Source organism: Embleya australiensis (assembly GCF_051903075.1).
Classification (GTDB): domain Bacteria; phylum Actinomycetota; class Actinomycetes; order Streptomycetales; family Streptomycetaceae; genus Embleya.
On record NZ_CP182423.1, the window covers coordinates 3527329 to 3549533 of the forward strand.

General features: G+C 71.6%; 10 protein-coding genes. 6 read left to right on the forward strand and 4 right to left on the reverse strand.

Going from position 1 to position 22205, the window contains the following annotated elements:
* On the reverse strand, positions 1-333 hold the full coding sequence (locus tag ACMXN5_RS45530; protein WP_395798673.1) for a phosphopantetheine-binding protein: 333 nt from the start codon (positions 331-333) through the stop codon (positions 1-3).
* Positions 334-729: 396 nt separating this feature from the next.
* Between ACMXN5_RS45530 and ACMXN5_RS45535 the strand changes: the two genes are divergently transcribed.
* The 3 genes from ACMXN5_RS45535 to ACMXN5_RS45545 all read left to right on the forward strand — a co-directional run bounded on the left by ACMXN5_RS45535 (position 730) and on the right by ACMXN5_RS45545 (position 7804).
* Positions 730-1608, forward strand: a complete 879-nt coding sequence (locus ACMXN5_RS45535; protein ID WP_439680748.1) for an SDR family NAD(P)-dependent oxidoreductase — start codon at positions 730-732, stop codon at positions 1606-1608.
* 245 nt (positions 1609-1853) lie between these two features.
* Entirely contained in the window at positions 1854-7379 is a 5526-nt protein-coding gene (locus ACMXN5_RS45540) for a carboxyl transferase domain-containing protein (RefSeq protein WP_439680749.1), read from the forward strand.
* A 170-nt stretch (positions 7380-7549) separates the two neighbouring features.
* A complete protein-coding gene (locus tag ACMXN5_RS45545; RefSeq protein WP_439680750.1) occupies positions 7550-7804 on the forward strand; it encodes a hypothetical protein in 255 nt (84 codons plus the stop codon).
* An 85-nt stretch (positions 7805-7889) separates the two neighbouring features.
* Here the strand turns inward: ACMXN5_RS45545 and ACMXN5_RS45550 are convergent, their stop codons facing one another.
* The 3 genes from ACMXN5_RS45550 to ACMXN5_RS45560 all read right to left on the reverse strand — a co-directional run bounded on the left by ACMXN5_RS45550 (position 7890) and on the right by ACMXN5_RS45560 (position 12219).
* Complete coding sequence (locus tag ACMXN5_RS45550) at positions 7890-8753, reverse strand: SDR family NAD(P)-dependent oxidoreductase (protein ID WP_439680751.1); 864 nt, start codon at positions 8751-8753, stop codon at positions 7890-7892.
* Positions 8754-8808: 55 nt separating this feature from the next.
* Entirely contained in the window at positions 8809-9603 is a 795-nt protein-coding gene (locus ACMXN5_RS45555; RefSeq protein WP_439680752.1) for a thioesterase II family protein, read from the reverse strand.
* A 219-nt stretch (positions 9604-9822) separates the two neighbouring features.
* The gene (locus ACMXN5_RS45560; RefSeq protein WP_439680753.1) at positions 9823-12219 is read right to left on the reverse strand and encodes an MMPL family transporter; all 2397 of its coding nucleotides are present in this window, start codon (positions 12217-12219) and stop codon (positions 9823-9825) included.
* 466 nt (positions 12220-12685) lie between these two features.
* On the opposite strand from ACMXN5_RS45560, the gene ACMXN5_RS45565 reads away from it, so the two are divergent.
* From ACMXN5_RS45565 to ACMXN5_RS45575, 3 genes are read left to right on the forward strand one after another with little or no spacing between them, the layout of a single operon-like run.
* Positions 12686-13780, forward strand: coding sequence for an SDR family oxidoreductase (locus ACMXN5_RS45565; protein ID WP_439680754.1), 1095 nt, complete (start codon positions 12686-12688; stop codon positions 13778-13780).
* A gap of 57 nt (positions 13781-13837) precedes the next feature.
* A complete protein-coding gene (locus ACMXN5_RS45570; RefSeq protein ID WP_439680755.1) occupies positions 13838-15424 on the forward strand; it encodes a PfaD family polyunsaturated fatty acid/polyketide biosynthesis protein in 1587 nt (528 codons plus the stop codon).
* A gap of 22 nt (positions 15425-15446) precedes the next feature.
* Positions 15447-22202: an SDR family NAD(P)-dependent oxidoreductase gene (locus tag ACMXN5_RS45575; protein ID WP_439680756.1), complete on the forward strand. Its 6756-nt coding sequence runs from the start codon at positions 15447-15449 to the stop codon at positions 22200-22202.
* The last annotated feature ends 3 nt before the right edge of the window (positions 22203-22205 follow it).

A 22205-nucleotide genomic window follows, 5' to 3' on the forward strand; every position in this document is an offset into this window, starting at 1 on the left:
TCAGCCCTCCGAGGACGGGGCACCCGCAACGGAGGCCGAGCCGGAGGGAACACCGGCGCCGCCGGATGCGTCGGACGGGGCCGCGGCGCCGCGAGCCCCCGGGACGAGCGCCTCGCAGCGCGGGGCCGCCTCGAACGCCGCGGCGGCCTCGCCCAACGTGGTGTCCTTGTCCAGGTTGCCGAGCCCGCGGAAGTCCTTGTCGGTCCGGTCCGCGACGATGACCGCCAGCTCCGCCAGTGACAGCGAGTCCAACTCCAGCGTGGCGAACGTCGCTTCGGGAACGATATCTGCGGCGTCGATGCCGAACTCCTCGACCAACAACTCACACAGCATCGCGTACACGGGGAATGCCTTCCTGCTCGGTCGGACCGGGCACACCCGGCGGCGCGTCGCCGTACAGCAACCCCGATCGGGTATGCGATCGAGCGTCTTGTGTATCGGTGACGAGGTCCGGGGCAAAACTCCCGCGCGACCGCCCCCGCACCCCCGAACCGGCCCTTCACCTGGGGCGATGCGTCGGGAACGGCACCGGGAGCCCGCCCGGATGTTCACCCGCAAGTACGCAACCATCAGGGGCCGCGAACGCACGACCGCGGACGTGGCGTGACCTTTGCCGAGCCTGTGCGGTTAACCGGCCCGTACGAGGTGCGCTCGCTCGTCCCTCCGCCCCGAGGACGCCCCCGGGGTGCCGGGCGGTTCGCTTCCGCCCGCTTCGAGAAGGAGGCAGTAATGTCCACGGCCCTGGTCACCGGCGCCAGTTGTGGTCTCGGCGCCGACCTCGCCCGCTCCCTCGCCGCTCGCGGCCACGATCTGATCCTGGTCGCCCGCAGCGCCGAACCCCTCGACCGCCTCGCGAGCGAACTGGCCGCCGAACACCACATCGAGGCCCGTGCGTTGCCCGCCGACCTGACGGTCGAAGGCGACCTCGAACGGGTGGCCGAGGCGGCGTGCGACAGCGACATCCTGATCAACAACGCCGGCGCCGCCCTGGGCACCCCCTTCGACCGCACGGCCTGGGCGGACGAGCAGCGCATGCTCGCGCTCAACGTCGTCGCCCCGTCGCGGCTCGTCCACGCCGCGCTGCCGCACATGCTCCGGCGCGGCTCCGGCCGGATCCTGGTCGTCTCCTCGGTGGCCGCGCTCGGGCCGGCCTGGCAGGGCACCGCGTACGGCGCGACCAAGTCGTACGAGTTGGCCATGACCCAGTCGCTGGCCTACTCCCGTCGCATCCGCACCTCGCCCGTCGCGCTCACCGCACTCGTACTCGGCTACACCGCATCGCAGTTCCACGTGCGGGCCGGCATCGCCGCCCCGCCCCCGTCGCTCACGCTGGTCTCGGCCTACGTCGCGAAGCAGGCGGTACGGGCCATCCATCGGCGGCGCCCGCCGGTCGTATGTGTCCCGAGCCTGCGCTACCGGGTGCTGGCCGGGCTCCTGCGTCATGCCCCGTACCGGTCGCTGACCGTCCCCGGCGTCGCCAAGGACTTCACCGCCGGCCCGTCCGAACTCGGCGGCCCCGACGCCGGTCGGGTGGTGTCGCCCCGCGACGAAGGCGCCGACGAGGTATCCGCCGTCGAGGGTCGCCAAGACGGCCGGGCGCGATCCTGAGGAGTGATACTGCGCCGAACGAGCGACCGCCAATCAGGCGATCATCACGCCCCGGAACTCGGCTCTCGTCGATATGCCCTGGTCAGGCGCGTGCGCACGATGACTCGTGGGCATTTCCCGTGCGCCGCGCCCGGTAGCCTGCCCGGTCTGCGACGTGGCCGCAGCCGGGGGGACGGAAATGCCGTCACCGCCGGAACCGCCCCGTCGCGGCGCGCACATCGTTGACTCACAGGAGGTTCGGTCCGGTGTTCAGTCGTGTTGCCATCGTCAACCGTGGGGAGGCCGCGATGCGGCTCATCCACGCCGTCCGGGAGCTGGCTGAGGAAACGGGGATCCGGATCGAGACGATCGCTCTGTACACCGACGTCGACCGTACGGCCACGTTCGTGCGCGAGGCGGATCTGTCGTATGACCTGGGGCCCGCGTCGGCGCGCCCGTATCTGGATCTGAAGGCCCTGGAGCGGGCGTTGGTGGCCACCGGCGCCGACGCGGCGTGGGTCGGGTGGGGCTTCGTCGCGGAGGATCCGGCGTTCGCCGAGCTGTGCCGGGAGTTGGGCGTGGCGTTCGTCGGCCCGAGCGCGGAGGCGATGCGCAAACTCGGCGACAAGATCGGCTCGAAGCTGATCGCGGAGGAGGTCGGTGTCCCCGTCGCACCGTGGAGCCGCGGCGCGGTGGAGACCCTGGACGCGGCCCTGACGGCCGCGGCCGAGATCGGCTATCCGCTGATGCTCAAGGCGACCGCCGGCGGCGGCGGCCGTGGTATCCGGGTGATCAGGGACGACGCGGAGTTGGTCGACGCGTACGAGCGCACCAGCCAGGAGGCGGCGCGCGCGTTCGGCAGCGGCGTCGTGTTCCTGGAGCGCCTGGTCACCGGTGCCCGGCACGTCGAGGTCCAGGTGATCGCCGACGGCCAGGGCACCGCGTGGGCGCTGGGTGTGCGCGACTGCTCGATCCAGCGGCGCAACCAGAAGGTCGTCGAGGAGTCGGCTTCGCCGGTCCTGGCACCGGACCAGGTGGCCGAACTCAAGGCGTCCGCCGAGCGTTTGGCGCTGGCCGTCGGCTACCGCGGCGCCGCCACCGTCGAGTTCCTCTACCACCCGGGGGAGCGGCAGTTCGCGTTCCTGGAGGTCAACACCCGCCTCCAGGTCGAGCACCCGATCACCGAGTCCACCACCGGATTCGATCTGGTCAAGGCCCAGTTGCGGGTGGCGGCGGGGGAGCTGCTGGACGGTACGCCGCCCGTGGAGCGCGGGCACGCGATCGAGGCCCGGCTGAACGCGGAGGACCCGGACCGCGACTTCGCGCCCTCCCCGGGCCGGATCGCCCGCCTGGACCTGCCCGCAGGGCCGGGCATCCGCGTGGACACGGGGGTGAGCGAGGGCGACACCATTCCCGCCGACTTCGACTCGATGATCGCCAAGATCATCGCCTATGGGCATGACCGCGACGAGGCGTTGGGCCGGTTGCGGCGGGCGATGGCGCAGACCACGGTGATCATCGAGGGTGGTGCCACCAACAAGAGCTTCGTCCTCGACCTGCTGGATCAGCCGGAGCTGATCGACGGCAGCGCCGACACCGGCTGGATCGACCGCGTGCGCGGCGAGGGCCGCCTCGTCTCGCACCGCCACTCCGCCGTCGCACTCGCCGCCGCCGCGATCGAGGCGTACGAGGAGGAGGAACACGCCGAACGCCAGCGGCTGTTGTCCACGGCCGCGGGCGGGCGACCACAGGTGCGGCACGAGAGCGGTCGCCCCCTGGACCTGAAGCTGCGCGGCGTGGGCTACCGCGTGCGGGTGGCGCGGGTGAGCCCGCACCGCTTCCGGGTCGGCATCGAGGCGGGCGAGGTGGTGCGTACCGCCGATGTCGAACTCGACCGGTTCGACCGGCACACCGGCCAGATCGTGGTCAACGGCACCCGCTACCGCCTGCTCACCGCCACCCACGGGCCGACCCACCTGGTCGAGGTCGACGGCGTCACCCACCGCGTCGGCCGCGACGAGGGCGGCGTCGTACGCTCCCCCGCCCCCGCCCTGGTCGTCGCCACCCCCCTGGCCGTCGGCGACGAGGTCGAGGCCGGCGCACCGGTCCTGGTGCTGGAGAGCATGAAGATGGAAACGGTGCTGCGCGCACCGTTCCGGGCGCGGTTGAAGGAATGCGCCGTGTCGGTGGGCAGTCAGGTCGACGTCGGTGCGGCGCTGTTGCGCCTGGAACCGCTCGCCGCCGCCGAAGCCGAAGCCGAGGACACCGCGTCCGTCGAGCTGGAGCTGCCGACCGCCCCCGAGGCGATCCCGACCCGGGAGCGCGCCGCTCGCGGCCGGGAGGACCTGCGCGGTCTGCTGCTGGGCTTCGACGTGGATCCGCACGACGAGCGCCGGGTGCTCGACGACTACCTCGCCGCACGCCGGGCGGCCCTGGCGGATGGCGACGAACGGCCGTTGGCCGGCGAACTCGAACTCGTCGAGATGTTCACCGACCTCGCCGAACTGGGCCGCAACCGCCCGGCGGGCGAGGACGTGGGGGGCGAGGGGCACGTGCACAGCGCCCGTGAACACTTCCACACCTACCTGCAGAGCCTCGACGTCGAACGGGCCGGCTTGCCCGAGGCGTTCCGGGCCAAGCTGGCCAAGGCACTCGCCCACTACGGCGTCACCGAAGCGGAGCCCTCGGCCGAGCTCGAAGCCGCGGTGTTCCGGATCTTCCTCGGCCGGCAACGCGCGTCCGCCGATGCCGCGGTCGTCTCGGCGCTGCTGCGCGTGTGGTTGCGCGAGGCGCCGCCGGACGCGACGTTGCGCGAGCCCGTCGGCCTCGCCCTGGAGCGCCTGGTCGCGGCGACCCAGGTGCGCTTCCCGGTGGTCGCCGACCTCGCGCGCGGCCTGGTGTTCGCGTGGCTGGCCCAGCCGTTGTTGCGCCGCAACCGGGCCCGGGTCTACACCGACGTGCGCCGGCACCTGCGGCATCTGGACGCGCACCCGGACACCCCGGACCGTGCCGAGCGCATCGCGTCGATGGTGCGCAGCACCGAACCGCTGGTGTGCCTGCTCGGCCGGCGGCTCGTCCGCGACGGCCTGGACCATACGATCATGCTGGAGGTGCTGACCCGCCGGTACTACGGCAACAAGGGCCTCACCGGCGTGCGTTCGAGCGAGGTCGCCGGCTGCACGTTCGTGGTCGCCGAGCGGGCGGGCACGCGCCTGGTCTCCGCGGCGGTGCGCTTCGACGAACTCGGCGGCGCGCTGCGCGGGCTCACGGAACTCTCGGACGGCGAGGGCGCGGTCGAGGCGGACATCTATCTCGCGTGGGAGAAGCAGCCGGCCGACCCGGACGCGATGGCCGCCGCGCTGCACGAGGTCGTGGACACCCACTCGCTGCCGCCTCGGGTGCGCCGACTCACCACCACCGTCGCGGGCCGCGGCGGCGCGGTGATGCACCACCACTTCACGTTCCGCCCGTCCGACACCGGGATGGTCGAGGAGCGGTTGATCCGGGGCCTGCACCCGTACATCGCGCAGCGTATGCAGTTGGAGCGGCTGAGCAAGTTCGACCTCACCCGGTTGCCGTCCTCGGACGAGGAGGTCTACCTCTTCCAGTGCGTGGCCCGGGAGAATCCCGCCGACGACCGCCTGGTCGCCTTCGCCCAGGTCCGCGACCTGACCGAACTGCGCGACCACGAGGGCCGGTTGGTCGCCCTGCCGACCGCCGAGAATGTCGTCGCCACGTGCCTCGACTCGATCCGCCGCGCCCAGTCGCGGCGACCCGGGCGCAAGTACCCCGACACGAACCGGATCGTGATCTACGTCTGGCCGCCGACCGAGATCACCCGCGCCGAGTTGGAAACGCTCGTCGACCGCGTATTGCCGACCACCGAGGGCGCCGGCCTGGAGGAGATCCTGGTCATCGCTCGGATGCGCAGCCGGCACACCGGTGAACTGGACAAGATCGCCGTACGGATCTCCGTGGACGCCTCCGGCGGCACCGAACTCACTGTCGGCGAACGTTCGTTCGAGCCCATCGAGCCGATCGACGAATACCGGCGCAAGGTGCTCCGCGCGGCCGCGCGCAACACCGTCTACCCGTATGAACTGGTGCGTCTGCTCGGCGACTTCGTCGAGTACGACCTCGACGATGAGCACGTCCTGGCGCCGGTCGATCGACCGAGGGGCACCAACACGGCGGCGATCGTGGCGGGCGTGGTCAGCACACCGACCGAGCTGCACCCGCAGGGCATCGACCGGGTCGTCCTGCTCGGCGACCCGACGAAGTCGCTCGGCGCGCTGTCCGAGCCGGAGTGCCGTCGGGTGATCGCGGCGCTGGATCTGGCGGAGCGTATGCGGGTGCCGGTGGAGTGGTACGCGCTGTCCTCCGGTGCGCGGATCTCGATGGAGTCGGGCACGGAGAACATGGACTGGGTGGCCGCCGCGCTCAAGCGCATCGTCACGTTCACCCAGGACGGCGGCGAGATCAACATCGTGGTCGCGGGCATCAACGTCGGCGCACAGCCGTACTGGAACGCCGAGGCCACCATGCTCATGCACACCAAGGGCATCCTCGTGATGACCCCCGACTCCGCGATGGTGCTCACCGGCAAGCAGTCGTTGGACTTCTCCGGGGGCGTGTCGGCCGAGGACAACTTCGGCATCGGCGGCTACGACCGGGTGATGGGCCCGAACGGGCAGGCGCAGTACTGGGCGCCGAACCTGGGCGCCGCGCGGGATGTGTTGATGGAGCACTACGACCGGACCCACGTGGTGCCCGGCGAGGCGATGCCGCGGCGGGCGCCGACGAGCGACCCCGTCGACCGGGACGTCCGCGACTTCCCGCACACGTGGGCGGGCAGCGACTTCACCACCGTCGGTGAGATCTTCTCCGCGGAGCACAACCCGGACCGCAAGAAGCCGTTCGACATCCGCACCGTGATGCGCGCACTGTCCGACCAGGACCACCCCGTGTCGGAGCGCTGGGCGGGCATGGCCGACGCGGACACCGCCGCCGTGCAGGACGTGCGCCTGGGCGGAGTGCCGGTGTGCCTGATCGGGATCGAGTCGCGAGCGGTGCCGCGCCTGGGTTTCCCGCCCACGGACGGCCCCGACACCTACACCGCCGGTACGTTGTTCCCGCAGGCGTCGAAGAAGGTCGCGCGGGCGATCAACGCGGCGTCCGGCAACCGGCCGCTGGTGGTGCTGGCCAACCTGTCCGGGTTCGACGGCTCGCCCGAGTCGATGCGGAAGCTGCAACTGGAGTACGGCGCGGAGATCGGCCGGGCGGTCGTGAACTTCCGCGGCCCGATCGTGTTCTGCGTGATCTCGCGCTACCACGGCGGCGCGTTCGTGGTCTTCTCCAAGGCGCTCAACCCGAACATGACCGTGCTTGCGCTGGAGGGTTCCTTCGCCTCGGTCCTGGGCGGCGCGCCCGCCGCCGCGGTGGTGTTCGCGGGCGACGTGCGTGCCCGGACGATCGCCGACTCGCGGGTGCGGGCGCAGGAGGCGCACGTCGCGACCGTCTTCGGCGCGGAGCGCGCCGCGGCCAAGGCGGCGCTCGACGAGCTCCGCGCGTCGGTGCGGGCGGAAAAACTCGGCGAGGTGGCGGCGGAGTTCGACCGTGTGCACGACATTCGGCGCGCGGTCGAGGTCGGCTCCGTCGACGCCGTCATCCGCGCCGAGGAACTGCGCCCACGGATCATCGAGGCCATCGAACGCGGGTTGCGTCGCCCGACCGACGACGACCGGTCCCCGTCACCGGTCGCCCGAATGCAGCAGTGCGGAGCGCGTCCGTAGGGGTGGTTTCGAAAATCGCCGACATGCGTCGTGAGCAGCGACGATGCCGGAAGTCTCGGCATTCGTCGGGTTATTCGAGGCGATTCGGATGCCCGCCGCCCGCGGATCCGCGTTCAGGATGAACCCGACCGCCTCGGGCGAGGCGGTCTCTTCGAGGAGAAGGGGATCTCATGCGTAGGATCACGCGCGCTTCCGGCACCGTTGCCGCCGCGCTGCTCATGGCGGGTGCGGCCGCCGGCCCGGCGTTCGCCCTGACGGCGCACGCCGACCACGTGGCACCGGCGTCGGTTCCGCAGGACGGCGGTTGGGGTGGCGGCGGCGGCCTGGGCGGCTGGGGCTACGGCGGCGGTGACGAGCACGGCGGCGGCGGTGGCGGCGGCTGGGGCCCGTTCGGCGGTGGCGGCGGCTGGAACGCCCCCAGCTGACGCCGCACATGGACGTCGGCCTGCTCGATCCGATCGGATCGAGCAGGCCGACGTGTTTTTCGGAGGCTTGTGCGGCTTCGCCGGGTCAGGACCGCGGGGCCGCCTGGCGCACGACCTTCGCCCGCGCCCGTTCGATCGAGGCGTGTACGACCGGTTCGAACGCGGAGCCCAGCAGCCGGGTGCCCAGGTCCATGACCTTCGCGTCGAGACCGATGCACACGCGGGTGCGGCGTTTGCGGACGCTGCCGAGGATCACGCGCGCCGCGTGCTCCGGCGAGGTCTTGGACAACGAGTCGTGCACCGCCACGACCTCGGCCCGGTCGGTGCCCCGCGCCGCCCGCGAGTTGCGCACGATGGAGGTCCTGATCCCGCCGGGGTACGCGGTGGTCACCCCGACCGCGCTGCCCTCACGGCGCAGTTCGTTGCGTACGGACTCGGAGAAGCCCCGCACGGCGTACTTGGTCGCGGAGTAGGCGCTGCGCTCGGGCATCCCGAACAGCCCGAACGAGGAGGACACGTTGACCAGATGGGCGCCGCGCGCCGGATCGGCGCGGCGCAGGTGCGGGAGGAAGGACTTCGTGCCGTGGGCCACGCCCCAGAAGTTGACGCCCATGATCCATTCGAAGTCGGCCCACTCCATCTCGTCGACGCTCGCGGTCAACGCCACCCCGGCGTTGTTGATCACCAGGTTGACCTGACCGAAGCGCTCCGCGGTGGTGTCCGCCCAGTCCTGCACCTGCTCGCGCCGCGCGACGTCGACCACGTCGACGTGCACCTGCTCCGCGCCCAACTCCCGAGCCCGCCGCGCGGTTGCGTCCAGGCCCTCCGCGTCGACGTCGGCGAGGGCCAGCCGCGCGCCGTGTTCGGCGAGGGCGAACGCGAGTGCCTGTCCGATTCCGGAGGCGGCTCCCGTCACCGTGCACACGCGTCCTGCGTAGTCTCGAATCACGGGTTCACTCCAAAAACTCGACCGCACGTGGATGAGGGGACATCGGCGCCGAAATTCAGGAGAAGGCGCCGACGGTGGAGCGCAGATCGGTGGAGAGGTCGGTCAGCAGACTCGGCAATGCCTCGTGCACGTACAGATGGCCGCCGGGATAGGTGCGCAGTCGCAGGGGCCGCGTCGTTTGTTCCTGCCAATTCGACAACGATTCCACCGCGACCAGGGTGTCGTCGCGGGCACCGAAGACACTCAACACACAATCCAACGGCGCCTCGTGGACGTAGCGGTGCTGGAGGGCCAACAGGAGGTCGGCCATCATGGGCGGCCCGAAGGCCGCCATCGAGCCCTGGTCGCGAAACACCTCGGGCGGCAGCAGGTCGGTCAGTCCCAGTTGCCGCCAGGGCTGGTCCGAGATCAGGATCGGCTGGCACGCGCGCGCGAACGCGCCGCCCTGAGGCGGCGGCACGGCCGACAGGGCCAGCAACGACGGCATCCGGTGACCGCATCGGCGCAGCTCGCGCACGGTGTCGAAGGCGATCATCGCGCCGATGCTGTGGCCGAAGAAGACGTACGGCCGGCCGTCGTCGGATTCCAGCACGAGTTCCGCGACCATCGCGCTCAATTGGGCGGGGTCGGTGAGTGATACCTCGCCCGTACGTGCGCCGCGACCGGGAAGTCGTACGGCCGTCACCTCCACCGAATCCGGCAGGTAATCCACCCACGACGCGAACATGGTCGCGTCCGCGCCCGCATAGGGGATGGTGAACATCCGCACCGGTGCGTGCGGTCGGGGTGTATAGGTGACCAGGTCCGGACGCGGAGAGCGAGTGCCGAGCGGGCGGCAGATGGATTCCACAGGCGATTCTCGATTCGTCCTACGCGAACTACGCGAAAAGGCGGGGGTCGGTTGCGTTCGGCGAATGCCGGCCGATCGCGGAGACTCTATGCCCTCGGGGGAGCCCGGCCGGAAACACGATCGGCCGAACGGGTAATGGCGCGACTTTCGGCACGTGATATCCGAACAGCCTTGTGGGTCGGACGATTTGCCGTTTCGACCCAGCACCCGCGAGGGCGGTCAGCCGGCGGGTCGGTCGGCCCCGTCGGCGGCGGAGTCGGCGGCCTGGCCGACGAGTTCGGGGTGGGCCTCCGTACGGGCGTCGGGCAACTTCGCGCCGGTGTCACGGGGGCGTCGGGGCAACGACCACGAGGGCGCCCACCAGTTGGCCCGGCCGGTGAGTCGCATCAGGGCCGGGACCAGGACGCCGCGGACGACGGTGGCGTCCACCACGACCGCGACCGCGAGGCCGACGCCGACCGTCTTGAGCAGGGTGACGTGGGACATGGTGAGCGCGACCATGGTGGCGGCGACGATCAGCGCCGCGGCGGTGAACAGTCGACCCGTGTGCTCGATCCCGAAGACGATCGACCGGGTGTTGTCGCCGGTGCGCACGAACTCCTCCTTGATGCGGGCCAGGAGGAAGACCTCGTAGTCCACGGAGATGCCGAACGCGATGGCCAGGGTCAGCAGCGGCATCGTGGTCTCCAGCGTGCCGCCGGTGGTGAAGTCGCCGACCAGCCACCGCAGATGACCGTCCTGGAAGACGTAGACGATGGCGCCCAGACTCGCGGTCATGCTGAGCAGGCCCATCACGACCGCCTTGATCGGTACCAGCACGCTGCGGGTGAACAGGAAGAGCATGACCAGGGTGCCGACCAGCATGATCGCGGCGCCGTAGGGGAGTGCCTCGCGCAGGGTGTGCTTGGTGTCGGTCAACTCGGCCGCCTTGCCCGCGACCAGGTGGGGCTGCGGGGCGGGCAGGGTGCGCAACCGGTGGACGAGCGCGACCGTGTCGGGCGACTGGCTGTCGTCCGTGCCGACCACACGCAGCACGCTGCCCACGACGGCGGGGTGGGCCGGCTCCGGGGGCGCGGCCGGGCGCACGACCACGCTCGTCGTACCGTCGGCGGCGGCCTCCGCCGGCTGTGAAGCGGGCAACTCCGGTGTCCGGACGGGCAGTCCCGCGCGGTAGTCGCCGGTGTCGGCGATCACGTGCGTGACGTGGGGCAGTGCGGACAACCGTCGGGCGTAGGCGTCGATCGCCGGGGCGTCGGTCGCCGCGTTCGCCCGGGGCAGGATCACCGGGATGATTCGCTCGGGCGGGTCGACGAAGTCGCCGCGCAACAGCTGCGCGGCGCGGTGCGGTTCGGAACTCGTCGGCAGGATCTTCTCGTCGATGGTGGTGAACCGCGCGTGCAGAAAGGGCAGCGCCAGGACCAGAAGGAGGAGCGCGGCGGTGCCTCCGCACAGGATCGGCCGGGCGGTGGCGAGCGTGGCGATGCGGCGCCAGGCGGGGCTGCCGCCGCCCACCCGTCCGGGCCCGCGCCGCAAACGCCGGAACGGGTCCAGTCGATCCAGGCGCGGTCCCAACACGGCGAGCAGCGCGGGCAGTACGAGCAGGGACGTCAGCGACGAGATGCCCACCACCAGGATCGATGCCCACGCCAACGAGCGCAGCAGTTCCAGCGGGAAGACGAACAGCGCGGACAGACACAGCGCCACCGTCGCCGCGGAGAACAGCACGGCCCGCCCGGCGGTGGCCATGCTCAGCACGATGGCCCGGCGCGACTCGACGCCCCGGGAGAGTTCCTCGCGATAGCGGGTCACGATGAACAGGGCGTAGTCGACGGACAGGGCGAAGCCCAGCGCCGCGCAGATGTTGATCGCGAACACGGTGATCGGCATCGTGAGCGTCAGGGTGGCCAGGACGGCCAGGGCCCCGGCCACGGAGACCGCGCCGATGGCGAGCGGGATCGCCGCCGCGGTCAACGACCCGAACGCGAGCAACAGGATGATCATGGTCAGCGGCGCCGCCAGCAACTCCCCGCGTTCGAGGTCGCGTTCGGACTCGTCGGTGGCCTGCGCGTTCAACCACGCGGGCCCGGTGGCGTCGACCCGCAGACCGGCCGCCGCCTTGCGTACGGCCGGTACCAGGGCGCGCGAGGCGACCGCGCCGTCGCGTTCGCTCCCGGCCAGGTCGACGCGGATCAGCGCGCCCTTGCCGTCGCGCGAGCGCAACAGGGGGGAGTTGGTGGTCCAGTAGGACTGCGCCGCGTCCACGCCCGGTCGGCCCGCGACCAGCGCGGTGATCCGCCGGCCCGCCTCGGCGACCTCGGCGTCGTCCACCGGCTTGTCGGCGCGGATGTAGAACACCAGGTCCGCGGCGTCGGCCCCGTATCGGGCGGCGACCCGCTCGGCCTCCGCGGCCCGGGTCCCCGTCGCGGTGAAACCGCCGTTGGACCAGCGGTCCTTGGCGCCGGCGACCACGACGGCGGCCAGGAGCAGGACGATCAGCGCGCCGGCCAGGAGCGGGCGGCGGTGCCGTACGCACAGCCCGGCGAGGCGGCCCAGCGGGTCGCCGGGCGGGTCCGGCGTCTCGTGTTCGGGAGGTGGGACCGGGATGGTGTCGAGCATTGTGTGTGTCCTCCCAGGACGACGTCGTCTGTGCGATGGGCGAGGACGCCCGTGAACCGGGCTCGGGTGCGGGGAACACGGGCTCGGGCGCGGGCACGGCGGACTCCGGGCCGCCATCGCGTCGGGCGGCCGGGCAGGGGCGAATCCTGTCGCGACGGTCCGCCGCGTCCACGGATATTCGGAGGAATTGTTCGCACCGCAAGCGAGGGTACCGCGCATACGGACCGCAACTCGCTATTGCCGGCCGCGGCCGCCGCACCGCAATAAATCGTATGTATAAGAATCGGATGTGTTCGACCGGCGAGCGAGTGGACAAATATGCCCATCGACACCCCGGCTCGGAACTAGCCCATACCGGTGAATCTGACTTCCCGCGCCGGGGCGTGGACTTTTCCAGCACCCGCGCATGGATAGTATCGACGTCTCAATAGCCGGCCATCGGTTCCACGAGAAGAGGAATGAGACCGTGCAGGTTGTATTGACCGGAGGCACCGGTTTCCTGGGTCTGCGGCTCGTTCGTGAACTCGTGAATCGGAATTGCTCCGTCACGCTGCTCTCACGTCGCAGCAGTACGAGCGCCATCGACCGAATCTCGCACGCCCTCGGCCGACTGGGGGAGACACCGGATTTCATTCGGAAATTTAGGCGCCGCGCCGACGAACTGGACATCGAAATCGAGCGTCCCCTGTTCGGCCTCCCCGACGACCGGGTGGAAAAACTCGTCCGGCGCGCCGACATGTTCCTCCACAGTGCCGGAAACATCGATCTCAACACCGGTGCCCGCGCGATCCGGCCGGTGAATGTCAACGGAACGCAAAACTTCCTCGACATCGCCGCAAGGAGCCCGCACGGCGCGCCGTTCTGCCATGTCAGCACCGCGTTCGTGGCCGGCGCCCGACGCTCGGGCACCGTCGCCGAAGCCGACCTGATCGACACCTACGGCTTCGAGAACGAATACGAGCGGTCCAAGTGCGACGCCGAATCCCTGGTCGGCCGATGGGCCCGGGAAAGCGGAATGCCGGCACTGGTCATGCGACCCAGCATTCTCCTCACCGACCGGCCCCCGACCCCGGGACTCCCGGCGCACCCCTTTCAGACCATCAGCGCGCTGCTGCGTGCCTCGACGATCGAAAGGGGCATCGCCGGACTCTCCATTCCACGAGGTCTGCGGCCGGTCATCCACATGCAGGGACAGGTCGACGCGCGGCTGAACTGCCTCCCCGTCGAGGACGCCGCGAAGGCCATCGTGAGCATCGCCGCGGAACACCGGTCCACGGACGCGGAGACATACCACATCGTCCACCCGGACGACGTCTCCGCCACGACGCTCATCGAACTCTTCGAGAAATTTGCCCCGATCCGCATCGTCCTCCGGCCCGAGCTTCCCGAAAGGCTCTCCCCGGCCGAGCAGCGTTTTCACAGCTACGCCGGGTTCGCCGCGTACTTTCGGCACACGCGGGTCTTCGACGACCGCAACGCGCGCCGCGTCCTGGGCGGACCCTGTTCCCGGACGACCGTCGACATGGCCTATCTCCTGGCCGGCACGCACGGGATTCTCTGACGGTCGACGAAACCCGACTCCGACACCCTTTCCGAAAGGCCACAGGAGAAACCGCTCATGACCATCGGACTGCAGGCATCACCTCGTCGTGACGTGTCGGATCCCACCGCCGACGGTCTCCTGGCCGTGCTTCGCCAACCGCGGAGCATGGCCACGATCGTTCGGCGCCTGTCCGACTCCGTGACCGGCGCCGTCCTGGGTGACGCGCCCGTCGACGGCTGCGAAGTCGTCGGCACACTCTCCCCGCTGTATCCCGAATGGCTCGGGGATCGTTCGTTCACCACCGACCACGGCGTGCGATTCCCCTACGTGGCCGGTGAGATGGCCCAGGGCATCGCGGGCATCGCCATGGTCGAGGCGATGGCGCGCGCCGACCTGCTCGGCATCTTCGGAGCGGCCGGACTACCGATCGACGCGGTGCGCCGGGCGATCGAGGAACTGCGCCACAGGCTGCCCGAACACGCCCCGTGGGGGGTGAACATCATCCACAACCCGCACTCGCCCGCGTGGGAGGACGAGGTCGCCGCCCTCGCCATCCGACACGGCGTGCGGTGCGTGTCCGTGTCGGCGTTCAGCAAGGTCACCCGCGCCCTCGTGCACTGCTGCGCGGCGGGCCTGCAGATGCGCGCCGACGGCCGGATCGTGCGTCCCCGGATGATGATGGCCAAGGTCTCCCGGCCCGAGGTCGCCGAACAGTTCCTCGCACCGGCACCCCCCGAGCTGCTGCACGAACTGCTCGCCCAGGGCCTGTTGACCGCCGACGAGGTGGCCCTCGCCGCCCGCGTGCCGATGGTCGACGACCTGACCGTGGAGTCCGACAGCGGCGGGCACACCGACGGCAGGCCGCTGTCCACCGCGCTCCCGCAGATCCTGGCCCTGCGCGACACCGTCGCCCACCGGCACGGCATCGTGCCGCGCACCAGGATCGGCGCGGCCGGCGGCCTGGGCACCCCGCACGCCGTCGCCGCCGCGTTCGCGTTGGGCGCCGCGTACGTGGTGACCGGATCGGTCAACCAGCTCAGCCTGGAGGCCGACACCTCCGACCGGGCCCGCACGATGCTCCAGGCCGCGGACACGATGGACGTGGCCATGGCGCCGTCCGCGGACATGTTCGAGATGGGCTCGAAGGTACAGGTCCTCAGCCGCGGCACGATGTTCGCCGCCCGGGCCTCCAGACTCTTCCAGCTGTACCGCGACCACGAGTCGCTGGAGGACATCCCGCCGGCGCAGATCGCCCGACTCGAACGCGAGATGTTCCGGCAGCCGGTGGCGCAAGTGTGGTCCCAAACCGAGGAGTTCTGGCGCAGCAGGGAGCCCGCGCAGGCCGACCGCGCGGCCGTGGACGGCAAACACCGCATGGCGCTGGTGTTCCGCTGGTACCTGGGCATGTCCAGCACCTGGGCGACCACCGGGGTCGCCGACCGCAGCGTGGACTATCAGATCTGGTGCGGCCCCGCGGTCGGCGCGTTCAACGACTGGCGCAAGGACGGATTCCTCGCCGATCCCGCGAACCTGTCCGTGGTGCAGATCGCCCGCAATCTCATGGAAGGCGCGACGGTGCTCACCCGCGCGCAGCAGTTGCGCAGCCACGGTGTCGACCTGCCCCCTCAGGCGTTCACCGTCCACGCCCATGAACTCCTCTGACTCGCATATCGCAAGGAGTCCCGTGCCCGAGAGTTCCCGTCCCTCCCAACCACCCATCGCCGTTGTCGGCCTGAGCACCCTGCTGCCCGGTTCCTCGGACGTCGGCGGGTTCTGGCGCGACGTGGTCCACGCCCGTGACCTCATCCGAGACGTGCCGGACACCCACTGGCTCGTCAGCGATCACTATTCGAGCGACCCCACCGCCCCCGACAAGACCTACGGCAAGCGTGGCGCGTTCATGTCGCCGGTGGAGTTCGACCCGCTGGCCTTCGGTACCCCACCGTCCACGATCGACGCCACCGACACCGCACAACTGCTGAGCCTGGTCGCGGCCGAACGGGTACTGCGCGACGCCTGCGGCGACGACGGCCCGTCCGAGACGCTGCGAGAACGCACCGGCATCATCCTGGGAGCCAGCCCCACCGAGCTGGCCTTTCGCATGTCCTTCCGGTCCCAGCGGCCCACCTGGCGCCGGGTCATGCTCGCGCGCGGCGTGCCGGAGGCCCAGGCCGACGAGCTGTGCGAGGCCATCGCCGCCTCGTATCCGGTGTGGAAGGAGAGTTCCTTCCCCGGCATGCTCACCAACGTCATCGCCGGTCGCGTCGCCCGCCACTTCGACCTGCACGGCAGCAACTACACCACCGACGCGGCCTGTGCCAGCTCGCTGTCCGCGATGAGCGCCGCCATCGACGAACTCACCCTCGGCCGCGCCGACATGATGATCACCGGTGGCGTGGACCCGCTCTGCGACGCCTTCGGGTTCACCTGCTTCAGCAAGACCCCGGCGCTGTCCCCGTCGGGCGAGTGCCGGCCCTTCTCCGCCGACGCCGACGGCACCCTCCTGGGCGAGGCCGTGGCCATGGTCATGCTCAAGCGCCTGGCCGACGCCGAACGCGACGGCGACCGGATCTACGCGGTGATCCGCGGCGTGGGCACCTCCTCCGACGGACGCGGATCCTCGATCTACGCCCCCGCCGTCGCCGGGCAGGTCCGCGCGCTGCGCCGGGCCTACGCCAGCGCGGGCTACAGCCCCGCGACGGTGGAGCTGATCGAGGCGCACGGCACCGGAACCAAGGCCGGCGACACCGCCGAAGTCACGGCCCTCCAGGAGGTGTTCGGCACGGGCGACCCGACCGACATCGCGCGCTGCGCCCTCGGATCGGTGAAGTCGCAGATCGGCCACACTCGGACCGCCGCCGGCGCCGTCGGACTGGCCAAGGCCGCCCTGGCCCTGCACCACCGGATCCTGCCGCCCACGATCAAGGCCGACCGCACCGATCCCGCCCTGGAGTTGGAGAAGGGCCCCTTCTACCTGAGCACCCGGACCCGGCCCTGGATCCGCGGCACCGACCACCCGCGGCGGGCCTCGGTCTCCAGCTTCGGCTTCGGCGGAACCAACTTCCACGTCACCCTCGAAGAGCACCGGACGGCGGAAACCGCCCCGGCGGGCGAGCGGTACACCCGCAGCGCGCCCAGCGAACTGCTGCTGCTGAGCGCCGACTCCGGCCCCGCGCTGGTCACGGCGCTCGACGCGCTGGCCGCGGACACCGCGCCGCCGGCCGACCTGGCGCGCCGTACCCAACTCGCCTTCGACGTTGCGGCAACCCACCGGCTGTGTCTGGTCGTTCGCGACGAGGACGACCTCCGGGCCCAGGCGGCGGACGCGCGAGCACGGATCGCGGCCGACGCCCGGGCGGCCTTCAACACGCCCGGCGGCGTGCGCTACGCGTGCGGCCCCGCCTCGACCGACAAGATCGCGTTGTTGTTCCCGGGGCAGGGCAGCCAGTACCCCGAGATGGGCATGGACGTCGTGCTGCACCAGCCGCTCGCGCTCGCCGCGTGGGACCGGTTGGCCGGCTTCGAGATCGACGGACACCCGCTGCACCGCCTCGTCTTCCCGCCGCCGGCCGTGGACAAGGCCGGCGAACGTACGCAGTCCGAACGGCTCAAGGCCACCGAATGCGCACAACCGGCGCTCGCCGCCCATGCGTTGACGATGCGGGAGATCCTGCGCGCGGTCGGCTTCGAGCCCGACTGCGTGGCGGGGCACAGCTTCGGCGAACTCTCCGCGCTGCACGCGGCCGGCGTCTACGACGACGACACCCTGATGGCCCTGGCCCGGGCCCGCGGCGAACTCCTGCGCGACGCGGGCAAGGTATCGGGCGCGATGCTCGCCGTCACCGCCTCCGCGAAGGAGGCGGACGACCTGGTCCGCGGCATCCGCCGAGCCTGGGTCGCGAACTACAACTCCCCGACGCAGCACGTCGTCTCGGGAGCGGAATCCGCGATCGCCAAGGTGGAGAAGCGCGCGCAGGAGCAGGGGATCAGGACCCAACGGCTCGCCGTCTCCTGCGCCTTCCACAGCCCGCTGCTCCAGTCCGCGACCACCGGGTGGCGACCCACCCTGGAGCGGTACGAGTTCGCGACGCCGCGCATGGCCGTCTACGGCAACGCCGATGCCCGGCCGTATCCCGGCGAGGCGTCCGCGATCCGCACCGTGCTGCACGACCACGTGACCTCCTCCGTGCGGTTCGCCGACATGATCCTGGCCATGCACGACGACGGCGTCCGTACGTTCGTCGAGGCCGGCCCCGGCACCGTACTCACCGGGCTGGTCGGCAGGATCCTCGCGGATCGGCCCCACCTCGCGCTGAGCGCGGACCAGACCCGCGGATCCGGACTCACCGCACTGCACCGCGTCCTGGGTGCGCTGGCCGTCGCCGGTCGCCCCCTGGACTTCGCCCCACTGTGGGCCTCGTTCACCTCGAGCACTCCTTCGCCATCGCTGACAAGGACGGGTATGACCATCCCCATCTCCGGTCCCAACCCCGATGTGGGCCACCGCGAGAGCACCCCCGCCGTGCCCGTGGTCCACCAGTCGGGCACCGGGTTCCCGCCGGCCGCCGCGACGACGAGCCCGGCGCCGCCGGTCGCCGCCGCGCGGCCGATGCCGCCGGCGCCGCTCGCCGTCACACAGGCGCCGCCGCCGGCTCGGGTGCAGGCGGCGCCGCCGGTCGCGGCTCCGGCTGTGGCCGCGCCTCCGACTGCGGCTCCGGTTGTCGCTGCGGCTCCTGCGCAGTTCGCGGCTGCCGCACCGGCGCCGGCACCGGCGCCCGCCTATGTGCCGGCGCCCGTTCCGGTACAGCCGGCCCCTGCCGTGCCGGTGCGTTACGACCCGCCGGCCGAGACGCCGACGGCGCACGACGTCACCTCGTCCGGGTCCACCTGGTCGCCGGTGACCGCCTCCGGCGCCTGGCTGCACGCGTTCCTGGAGGTCCAGCGCCAGGCGGGCGACGCGCACAGCGCCTACCAGAGCACGACCTCGGCCAGTCACGCCTCCTACCTGGACCTGGCCAGGACCTCGCTCGACGCGCTGATGGCCTGGCGGCCCGGAGCCGAGCCGCGAGCCGCGGCCGCGCCGACGCACACCCCGGTCGAGATGCCGGCGCCGATCGCCCAGGGCCCGCGTGCGCTGGAGGCCCGGCCGCCGGCTCTGGAGATCAGCCCCGCGCCGCCGATGCCGACGGCGTACCAGGCGCCGGCTCCGGTCACCCAGGCCCGGCCGCCCGCGCCGGCGGCGCCGGTCGCTCCGGCTCCGGTCCCGCCCGTCGCGCCCGTCGCGCCCGTCGCGCACCAGAGTGTGGTCCAGGCGCCGCCCGCGATGGCGCAGATTCCGGCCCCGACCCAGGCACCGGCCCTCTCGGCCGCGCCCGCCCCGGCTCCGGCCGCCGCTCCCGTGCCTGCTCCGGCCGCCGTTCCGGCTCCGGCTCCGGCTCCGGTTCAGGAGAGCGGCGCGGATGTGGCGTTGGCGATCGTGGCCGAACTGACCGGCTATCCGGTCGAGATGCTCACGCCCGAGATGGATCTGGAGGTGGACCTGGGTGTGGACTCGATCAAGCGGGTGCAGATCCTGACCCGGTTGCGGGACCACTTCCCGGGTGAGGCCGACGTGGACCCGGCCGACCTGGCCCGGCTGCGTACGATCGCCGCGATTGCCGAGAAGATCACGTCGATGCGCGCCCCCGGCGGTGCCGGGGCGCAGGCTCAGCCCGGGACGCAGGCCCTGGTGCCGGCTCCCGCTCCGGCCGCCGCTCCGGCTCCGGCTCCGGCTCCGGTTCAGGAGAGCGGCGCGGATGTGGCGTTGGCGATCGTGGCGGAATTGACCGGCTATCCGGTCGAGATGCTCACGCCGGACATGGATCTGGAGGTGGACCTGGGTGTGGACTCGATCAAGCGGGTGCAGATCCTGACCCGGTTGCGGGACCACTTCCCGGGTGAGGCCGACGTGGACCCGGCCGACCTGGCCCGGCTGCGTACGATCGCCGCGATCGCCGAGAAGATCACCTCGCTGCGCACCCCCGACGCCACCCCCGCGCCGCCCCAGGCGCCCGTCGTCGCCCCCGCCGCGCCGGCCGCGCGTCCGCAGGAGCAGATTCCCGCGCAGAGCAAGCACGAGGCGCCGCAGTTCACGGTGCTGCGCACCGGTGCCGGCCTCGTACCCGTCGACGCCGCCGCCGGCGCCGCGCTCAAGGGCCTGCGCGAACAACCGCTGCTGATCACCGACGACGGCACCGGCGTCGCCGAATGCCTGGCCGAGACCCTGCGCCGCGAAGGCATCAAAGCCTCCGTCACCGACCACGTGACCGAAGACTCCACGGCCGTGATCTCCCTCGCCGGCCTGCGTGGGATCGACCCCGAGCAGGACCCGGACGCGCCCACCCGCGAGGTCTTCACGACCCTGCGCACCATTGCCTCGGCGATGGACCGCCGAGGCGGCGTACTGGTCGTCGTCCAGGACACCGGCGGCGCGTTCGGCACCTCCGGCGTGCGCGGTCGCGAGGGCTGCGCGGGCATCGCCGCGCTCGCCCGTACCGCCGCGAACGAATGGGCCCACGCCTCGATCAAGACGATCGACATCGACCGGGCCGGACGCGCCCCGCAGGACATCGCCCAGGCCATCGCCACCGAACTCCTGCACGGCGACGACGTCACCGACGTCGCGCTGGCCGCCGACGGTTCGCGCGCGCTGCTGCGCGGCACCACCGAGCCGATGGGCGCGCCCCGGCCGCTCGACCTCGGGCCGGACCCCGTGGTCGTGGTCACCGGCGGGGCCCGCGGCATCACCGCGTCGTGCCTGTTCGCCCTGGCCCGCGCACACCGGCCGAAGTTCCTGCTCCTGGGCAGGACCCGCCCCGTCGACGAGGACGACGAACTGCGCGGCGCCGCGGACGAGACCGCCATCCGCCAGATCCTGGGCAGCCGCCGCGACGAGCACACCGGCGCGACCCCGACCCTGGCCGAACTCGCCGTCGCCTCCGGGCGCGTGCTCGCCTCCCGCGAGATCCGCAGCACCCTGGACGAGCTGGCCGTCGCCGGCGCGGAGACCCGCTACGTCACCGCCGACGCCACCGACCGCGAGCGCGTCGCCGAGGCTCTGGCCGAGGTACGCCGCGACTGGGGCCCGATCACCGGGGTCATCCACGCCGCAGGCGTGATCGCCGACAGCAACATCTCGGCCAAGACCGAGGCCCAGTTCACCACCGTCTACGACACGAAGGTGCGCGGATTCCGCACCCTCCTCGACCTGACCGCCGACGACCCGGTGCGCCTGGTGTGCGCCTTCTCCTCGGTCAGCGCACGACTGGGCACCGCGGGGCAGTGCGACTACGCGGCGGCCAACCAGGCCATGGAGCAGATCACCGCGACCGAGGCGGCGCACCGCCCGGGGACCACGGTCAAGGCCGTCGCCTGGGGCCCGTGGGCGGCCGGCATGGTGTCCCCGGCACACGCCGAGCACTTCCGCCGACTCGGCGTCCCGCTCCTCGAAGAGGCCGCCGGCGTCAAGGCGTTCATGACCGAACTCGAACAACCCGGCCCGGTCTGCGTCTCGATCGCCGCCGGCACCGCCGCCCCCACCGGTGACCCGACCGACCAACCGGACGTCACCGAGATCGTCGTCGGCGCCGACACCCACCCGTATCTGATCGACCACAGCATCGCGGGACGCCCCGTGGTGCCCGTGGCGCTGGTCCTGGAATGGTTCGCCGCCGCCGCGCGCGACGCGCTGCCGGACAACGGTTCCCTCCTGGTCCGCGACCTGCGCGTGCTGCGCACCATCGCGCTGGAGAAGTTCGGGACCGAGGAGACCCGACTGCGGGTGCACGTGCGTCCCGACGGCACCCACCCCGACACCACGCTGCGCCTGGAACTCAAGAGCCTCGACGGCGCGCTGCACTACTCGGCCCTCGCGGGTCCGGGCGAGGCGGCGAAGCTGACCGCCCCGGCCCCGGAGCCCGCCGACGAGAACTTCGAGGTACACCCGGGCAGCGCCGTCTACGACGGAGCGATGCTCTTCCACGGCCCGAGCTTCCACGCCATCCACACGATCAACGGGCTGAACTCCACCGGGGCGACGTGCGACCTGATCGGGGCGCGGCAACTCGGCTGGGCGCAGGACACCTGGCAGACCGACCCGCTCGTGATGGACGGCGCACTCCAGTCGGCCTGCCTGTGGGTGCTGTCCTCGGCCAGCGTGCAGTCGTTGCCGATGGGCATCCGTGAGGTGCGCGTGGTGTCGACCGGCGCCGTGACGACACCGGTGAAGTGCACCGTGCGCAGCGTCAAGCAAGGCACCGACGACGCGGTCTGCGACATCTGGCTCACCATCGAACAGGACGGCGCGGAACAGGTCCTGGCCGTGCTCGGCGGCGTGGAGATGATCTACCGTCCGGACCTGTCGAACGCGACCCGGCCCGCCCTGATCTCGACGGACGCGTGAGGG

Coding starts and splice junctions, on each gene's coding strand:
- ACMXN5_RS45530 (WP_395798673.1), bottom strand. CDS start 333: ATGCTGTGTGAGTTGTTGGTCGAGGAGTTCGGCATCGACGCCGCAGAT.
- ACMXN5_RS45535 (WP_439680748.1), top strand. CDS start 730: ATGTCCACGGCCCTGGTCACCGGCGCCAGTTGTGGTCTCGGCGCCGAC.
- ACMXN5_RS45545 (WP_439680750.1), top strand. CDS start 7,550: ATGCGTAGGATCACGCGCGCTTCCGGCACCGTTGCCGCCGCGCTGCTC.
- ACMXN5_RS45560 (WP_439680753.1), bottom strand. CDS start 12,219: ATGCTCGACACCATCCCGGTCCCACCTCCCGAACACGAGACGCCGGAC.
- ACMXN5_RS45570 (WP_439680755.1), top strand. CDS start 13,838: ATGACCATCGGACTGCAGGCATCACCTCGTCGTGACGTGTCGGATCCC.